Raw genomic sequence first — 5,990 nt, 5'->3', positions numbered from 1 at the left:
ATTATGACGCTGCTTATAATGTGAAGTTTATCTCATCAAATGGTCGCTTTGAAGTCGTCTATCATGCTGAGACCGGTCAGTTGGTACACGATCCGGTAAACGTGGGCACGTATAATTATGCGCCGGGGAGTATCCTGCCATGGAAGTATTACCATCATCATAAATACGATAAAGTTCCCTGGAAGAAATGGGGTAATACTAATCAGATTTCATATAAGGAAATTACAAAGAGGCAGTCAAGGCATGGCACAACGAAGCAAAGGAAAAGTACAGAAGAACTCCAGAACTTAATCAAAAACAAAATGTCGGAATTACCGATGTGCCCCACACTTTTTGTGAAATGATACAAATACTTTAGAATGGATAAGAGAAGATAGATTACGAGATTATCAGAATCTACAAATTGAAGAAGTCTATGAGATGATGCTTTCTTCTGTAAAGCCCTAACCCAAACTTTCAAAATCTTGTTATAATAGTAGTAATTCTTACAATTGAGGTGTCAGCAATGGAAATTAAACTATCGCAGAAAATGAATGCATTTGGAGAATCGATATTTAATGAACTAGCAAACTATAAGAAGAAAAAACTAAGTGAGGGGCATGATATCATTGACTTAAGCGTGGGTAGCCCCGATTTGCCGCCACCATCTTATGTCACTGAAACATTGACTAAACATGCACAAGACCCTTTATTATATGGATATTCTTTAACTGGAATTGACGAATTGCATGAAACGATTTCTGAATACTACTTAAGAAGATTTGATGTTTCCGTTCAAAAGGAAAATGAAGTCCTAATGGTTATGGGTTCCCAGGACGGACTTGTCCACTTTCCGATGGTTTTTGTAAATCCGGGAGATCTAATTCTTGTCCCAGATCCCGGCTATACGGCATATGCAGCAGGCATTGCACTTTCAGGAGCCTCTCCTTATAGCTTGCCTTTAAAAGAAGAGAATCAATTTTTACCTGATTTGGACGCAATTCCTGAAGAGGTTTGTCAAAAGGCAAAATTGATCATTTTGAACTTTCCGGGTAACCCTGTTCCGGCGCTTGCGACAGAATCCTTTTTTAAAAAGGTCATCGAGTTTGCGAAAAAATACCAAATAATTGTTCTCCATGATTTTGCCTATTCGGAGCTGTATTTTGAAGAACAACCAATTAGCTTTTTATCCGTAGAAGGTGCTAAGGAAGTGGGGGTTGAATTCAACTCGCTTTCAAAAAGCTTTAATATGGCCGGTTGCAGGATTGGATATATTGTTGGGAACTCGGAGATCATTTCAGCAGTGGGCCGTCTCAAATCAAATCTTGATTACGGGGTGTTCTTGCCGATTCAAAAAGCAGCGATTGCTGCTTTACGCGATACTTCAGGATTCAGTAAAGACCTTCGAGAAACGTATAAAAAACGACGGGATCTTTTAGTGAATGGGCTTGCTGATGTAGGCTGGAAAGTGGACGCTCCTAGGGCATCGATGTTTATCTGGGCAAAGGTGCCAGCTGGGGTTACGTCAACTGAATTTACCTATCGATTAATTGATGAAGCAGGAATTGTTGTTACTCCAGGCAATGCTTTTGGTCAAAGTGGTGAGGGCTATGTACGAATTGGTCTAGTTCAAAATGAAGAAACCTTGAGAAGGGCTGTTCAACGTTTAAAAGATATCTCACTGTTAAAATAGAGAAGTGACTTACACATTCCGAAACACAGGAGCATGCCCTGAATAGCTATACCAAAAAGGCGAATCTAACTTATGATTCGTCTTATTTAAATGTAAAAAAATGGGTATTATAAATGTATAACATGTTTAGGAGTGTATTTGATGCACCTAGTCTATAACGCCCTATTCCTTTTGGTCGCCATGAAATGGGGCGATTGGAGGAGGTGGCAAGAATATTATGCTACCATCTTGTTCTTTGTAGTGGGGGACCTTTTAAAAAACTTTTTATTCCATAATTACTCGATTTGGACCTACCAAGAAACAATGTTTGCAAAAAATATCCTCATCAATCATACATTTATTACTTTGTTAATTATGTTTGTTTGCTATCCAGCCACAGCCTTAATCTATCTCGGGCGTTTTCCAGAGCGATTATGGAAAAAATTGCTTTGGATTGGGGGGTGGGTGTTTCTATTTTCATTTGTGGAGTACATTAATTTGAAATATTTAGACCTCATTAATCATCATCATGGATGGACATTAGGCTGGTCCATTATTTTTAATATAGTGATGTTTCCAATGTTACGAATTCATCAGAAACAACCACTTATCGCATGGGGCCTATCAATAATTTGGATTATTTTTCTACTTAATATGTTTCCAATTCCTTTGAAATATTTAAAATAACAATAAAGGAGAAGCGTTCATCTGCTTCTCCCTTTAAAATACTTACGTCCACCACATATCCCCAACGGATTCCTTCACCATAACTGGCGTAAGGGTTTGTATGGCTTTTGTGAATCCTTCTTCGATTGACATTAATCCATCCTCATGTTCAATGCTTACTACATAATCATAGCCAAATAGACGAAGAGTGCTTATCATATCAGCCCAAACCTTGGAATCATGACCAAATCCAACCGTACGGAAATACCAAGAGCGATTTTGCATATCATGGTAAGCAGTCATATCTGTTAAACCATTACGGTTTGTATTCGGCTGATCAATGATTGTATCTTTTGCATGGAAATGGTGGATGGCATTTTCACGACCTAATATTTTTATGGCTTCAACTGGGTCAATTCCTTGCCACCACATATGGCTTGGATCAAGGTTTGCTCCTATTTCCGGACCACATGCTTCCCTTAATCGCAACAAGGTTGCAGGTGTATGTACAGAAAATCCACCATGTAATTCAAGTCCAATCTTCACATGATGTTCTTTTGCAAAAGCTGCTTTTTCTTTCCAATAAGGAATGATTTTTTCTTCCCATTGCCATTTTAAAATCTCCTGGAAATCATTGGGCCATGGTGAAATTGGCCAGTTCGGGTATTTTGCATTTTCATGGTCTCCTGGACAGCCAGAAAATGTATTTACGACAGGTACACCAAGCTGATTCGCTAATTTAACCGTTTTTAAAAAGATCGAATCTGCTTCCTCCGCGATATGTTTTTGAGGATGGAGCGGGTTGCCGTGACAACTTAAGGCGCTGATGATTAATCCCCTGCTTGAAATTTTCTCCATAAATTCCTTTTGCTTTTGTTCATTATCTAATAATTCATCAACCTTACAGTGGGCATCACCAGGATAGCCGCCTGTGCCTAATTCTACTGCTTCGATTCCTTTTGCAGCTACATGATCCAGCATACTGTCAAGATTTTTTTCCGAGAATAAAACCGTAAATACCCCTAACTTCATAATGTTTCCTCCCCAATATATTATTTTGTAATCGATTACAGCCTATTATAGCAAATATAATATAAAATAAATATTCAAAATAATAAAATTATGGAAATGCGGTTATATCTTGACAATAATATTCAGAATACTTACAATTATGTTTGTAATCGATTACAATTTTTTAACTTTATTCTGTGAAAATCCTCCACTACTGTAAGCGGGGTGAATATAAAATGAGTAACTAATTAGTGGGCGTACAAACCCCGACTGAATAAAGTTAAAGCCTCCGGCGGATGCCACAGATTTTCAAAGGTAATTTTTCGAATTTGCCGAATAAATCTGGGCGCAAATATGCCAAGGCGCATTTGATTAATAGAATTGAAAGTGGGGACCAATAATGGCGAATATTCAACAGGTAGCTCAAAAAGCAGGTGTATCCGTTGCAACGGTTTCAAGGGTCCTTAATCATGCTACGTCTGTAAGTCCAAAAACAAGAATAAAAGTTGAAAATGCGATAAAAGTTCTCAATTATGAACCTAGTATGCTAGGAAGAAATCTTCGAAACTCTGAAAGTCGATTGTTATTAGTGTTACTTCCGAGTATTTCAAATCCCTTTTACACAGACATCGTAAATGGAATTCAAAATACGGCAATTGCTAATGACTACAATATCCTTCTTTGTGAAACTGACTCAAATCCACACCGAGAAAACATTTATTTTAATATGGTTAAGAACAAGCTGGCAGATGGCGTCATTTCGATGGACCCAACTGTCAATATGCAAAAGCTGAATGACTTAGCTGAAAATCACTCAGTCATTCTTTGTAGTGAGTACGAAGTAGGGGGAAGTATTCCTTATGTCACCATCGATAATGAATTGGCAGCGTATCAGGCGGTTAAACATTTGATTAAATTAGGTCATCATAAAATCGCACTCATTAATTCAGATGAAAAGTATTTATATGCAAGACAGCGTAGGAATGGGTATGAGCGAGCTTTAAAAGAATTCGAATTATCGATTCGTGAAGAATGGATCTATCACTCAAAGGAACTTGAATTTCAAAATGGGGTTCAAGCTATGAGGATTATGTTTCAACTAGAGGAAAAGCCGACAGCGGTATTTGCTGTTTCTGACACGTTGGCGATTGGAGCGCTAAAAGGAATTAATGGATATTGCCTTCATGTGCCAAATGATGTGGCAATCGTTGGTTTTGATAATATTAGCTTTTCAAACATGACGAATCCAACATTAACTACGATTTCACAGCCAATGTATAAAATGGGCTGCACTGCAGCAGAGATGCTGATTACTAGTATTCAGGGTGAGAAGGTCGAAAGTGTTGTATTAGACCATGAACTAATCATTCGGGAGTCTACAATGGGTTAGTTTTTCTAAGGCTTTAAAAAAAGGAAGAGAGGAGGTTTTCATTCGTGGGTCTTAAAGTAGGCATTATCGGATGTGGTTCAATCACTAGATTCAGGCACGCTCCCGAGTATAAAGCAAATCCACATGTCGAGGAAATCATCTTTTTTGACCGTAAATTTGAGAGAGCTGAAAGCCTGGCTAATGAATTTGGTGGGAAAGCTGTTAGAACCATTGAGGAACTATTCAATGATCCAGCCATTGTCGCAATAAGCGATTGTTCGTCTAACGAGGCACATCATATTAATACTACTAAAGCTTTGCTAAGTGGGAAGCATGTTTTATGTGAAAAACCTTTAGCGATAAGTGTGCAGCATGCTGAGGAAATCCTTGAAGCAGAACGGAAATCCAGAAGAAAATTAATGGTTGATCATAATCAACGTTTTACAAAAGCCCACCAAAAAGCGAAGGAAATTTTGGATAATAAAGAATTAGGTGAGGTTCTGACCTTTAAAACTAGTTTTGGTCATCAAGGACCTGAAAGCTGGGGTATAAACAAATCAAACTCCACCTGGTTTTTTATTAAAGAACGTTCCCACTCGGGTGTTGCAGGTGATTTAGGCATTCATAAAATTGATTTAATCCATTACCTATTGGATGACGAAATTGAAGACGTTTATTCTTTCCATGGTGCTTTGGACAAAGTGGATGAAAATGGATTGCCAATTGAGGTTTGCGATAATGTTGTGTGTGCATTAAAGACGAGGAAAGGTCGGTTAGGAACGGCTTCGTTTTCGTGGACATATTATGGTTCCGAAGATAATTCCACGATTATCTATTGTCAAAAAGGAATCTTGAAAATCTATCATGTTCCTGATGTACCGCTGGTGGTTGAAAAGAAGGATGGGACTATAAAAAAGTATGAATTCGAGTCGATTCAGACGAATGATAATCAAACCAATACAGGAGTGATTGATGCATTTATAGAGTCGATCCTTTATGACGTTAAACCCCCTGTTACAGGTGAGCAGGCAATTGCTTCTCTTAGGGTAGTTGAGAAAATACTTGGTTCATAAGTTTCATATGCTTAAAATATGTAAGTAATATAGGTTATACCAATTATGGAAAAAATGATAATTACTACCTAAAAATAATTGACTGAATATTGTTTATCTTATACTATGTATGTAACGGATTACATTCATGATTTTTCACCTCTAAAATGAAGACATTATAAGGCTTGTTCAAAATAATTGTAATCAATTACATATACACCAATCCAATCATTTATTACAT

At 37.6% G+C, this 5,990-nt stretch carries 5 protein-coding genes and 1 pseudogene; 5 read left to right on the top strand and 1 reads right to left on the bottom strand.

Features of this window, described 5'->3' with window-relative positions:
* From V7147_RS12955 to V7147_RS12945, 3 genes and pseudogenes are all read left to right on the top strand, one after another.
* Nucleotides 1–344, top strand: a pseudogene (locus V7147_RS12955) (hypothetical protein); the annotation flags it as partial.
* 161 nt (nucleotides 345–505) lie between these two features.
* The gene (locus V7147_RS12950; protein WP_335368279.1) at nucleotides 506–1,672 is read left to right on the top strand and encodes an LL-diaminopimelate aminotransferase; all 1,167 of its coding nucleotides are present in this window, start codon (nucleotides 506–508) and stop codon (nucleotides 1,670–1,672) included.
* Between the two features lie 141 nt (nucleotides 1,673–1,813).
* Complete coding sequence (locus tag V7147_RS12945; protein ID WP_335368278.1) at nucleotides 1,814–2,338, top strand: CBO0543 family protein; 525 nt, start codon at nucleotides 1,814–1,816, stop codon at nucleotides 2,336–2,338.
* A gap of 42 nt (nucleotides 2,339–2,380) precedes the next feature.
* Here V7147_RS12945 and V7147_RS12940 read toward each other — a convergent pair whose 3' ends face one another.
* Nucleotides 2,381–3,349, bottom strand: coding sequence for a sugar phosphate isomerase/epimerase family protein (locus V7147_RS12940; RefSeq protein WP_335368277.1), 969 nt, complete (start codon nucleotides 3,347–3,349; stop codon nucleotides 2,381–2,383).
* Between the two features lie 379 nt (nucleotides 3,350–3,728).
* Between V7147_RS12940 and V7147_RS12935 the strand changes: the two genes are divergently transcribed.
* Both V7147_RS12935 and V7147_RS12930 read left to right on the top strand, forming a co-directional pair.
* The gene (locus V7147_RS12935; protein WP_335368276.1) at nucleotides 3,729–4,718 is read left to right on the top strand and encodes a LacI family DNA-binding transcriptional regulator; all 990 of its coding nucleotides are present in this window, start codon (nucleotides 3,729–3,731) and stop codon (nucleotides 4,716–4,718) included.
* 44 nt (nucleotides 4,719–4,762) lie between these two features.
* Nucleotides 4,763–5,770: a Gfo/Idh/MocA family protein gene (locus V7147_RS12930; protein ID WP_335368275.1), complete on the top strand. Its 1,008-nt coding sequence runs from the start codon at nucleotides 4,763–4,765 to the stop codon at nucleotides 5,768–5,770.
* Nucleotides 5,771–5,990 lie beyond the last annotated feature (220 nt).

The organism is Bacillus sp. JJ1521 (assembly GCF_036965165.1).
In the GTDB taxonomy this organism is placed as follows: domain Bacteria; phylum Bacillota; class Bacilli; order Bacillales; family Bacillaceae_L; genus Ferdinandcohnia.
The sequence above is the reverse complement of the archived record's forward strand: the minus strand, read 5'-3'. Positions and strand labels throughout refer to the sequence as shown.

What these genes read in the sequence shown, in the direction of transcription:
- V7147_RS12950 (WP_335368279.1), top strand. Translation starts at nt 506, where the DNA reads ATGGAAATTAAACTATCGCAGAAAATGAATGCATTTGGAGAATCGATA.
- V7147_RS12945 (WP_335368278.1), top strand. Translation starts at nt 1,814, where the DNA reads ATGCACCTAGTCTATAACGCCCTATTCCTTTTGGTCGCCATGAAATGG.
- V7147_RS12940 (WP_335368277.1), bottom strand. Translation starts at nt 3,349, where the DNA reads ATGAAGTTAGGGGTATTTACGGTTTTATTCTCGGAAAAAAATCTTGAC.
- V7147_RS12935 (WP_335368276.1), top strand. Translation starts at nt 3,729, where the DNA reads ATGGCGAATATTCAACAGGTAGCTCAAAAAGCAGGTGTATCCGTTGCA.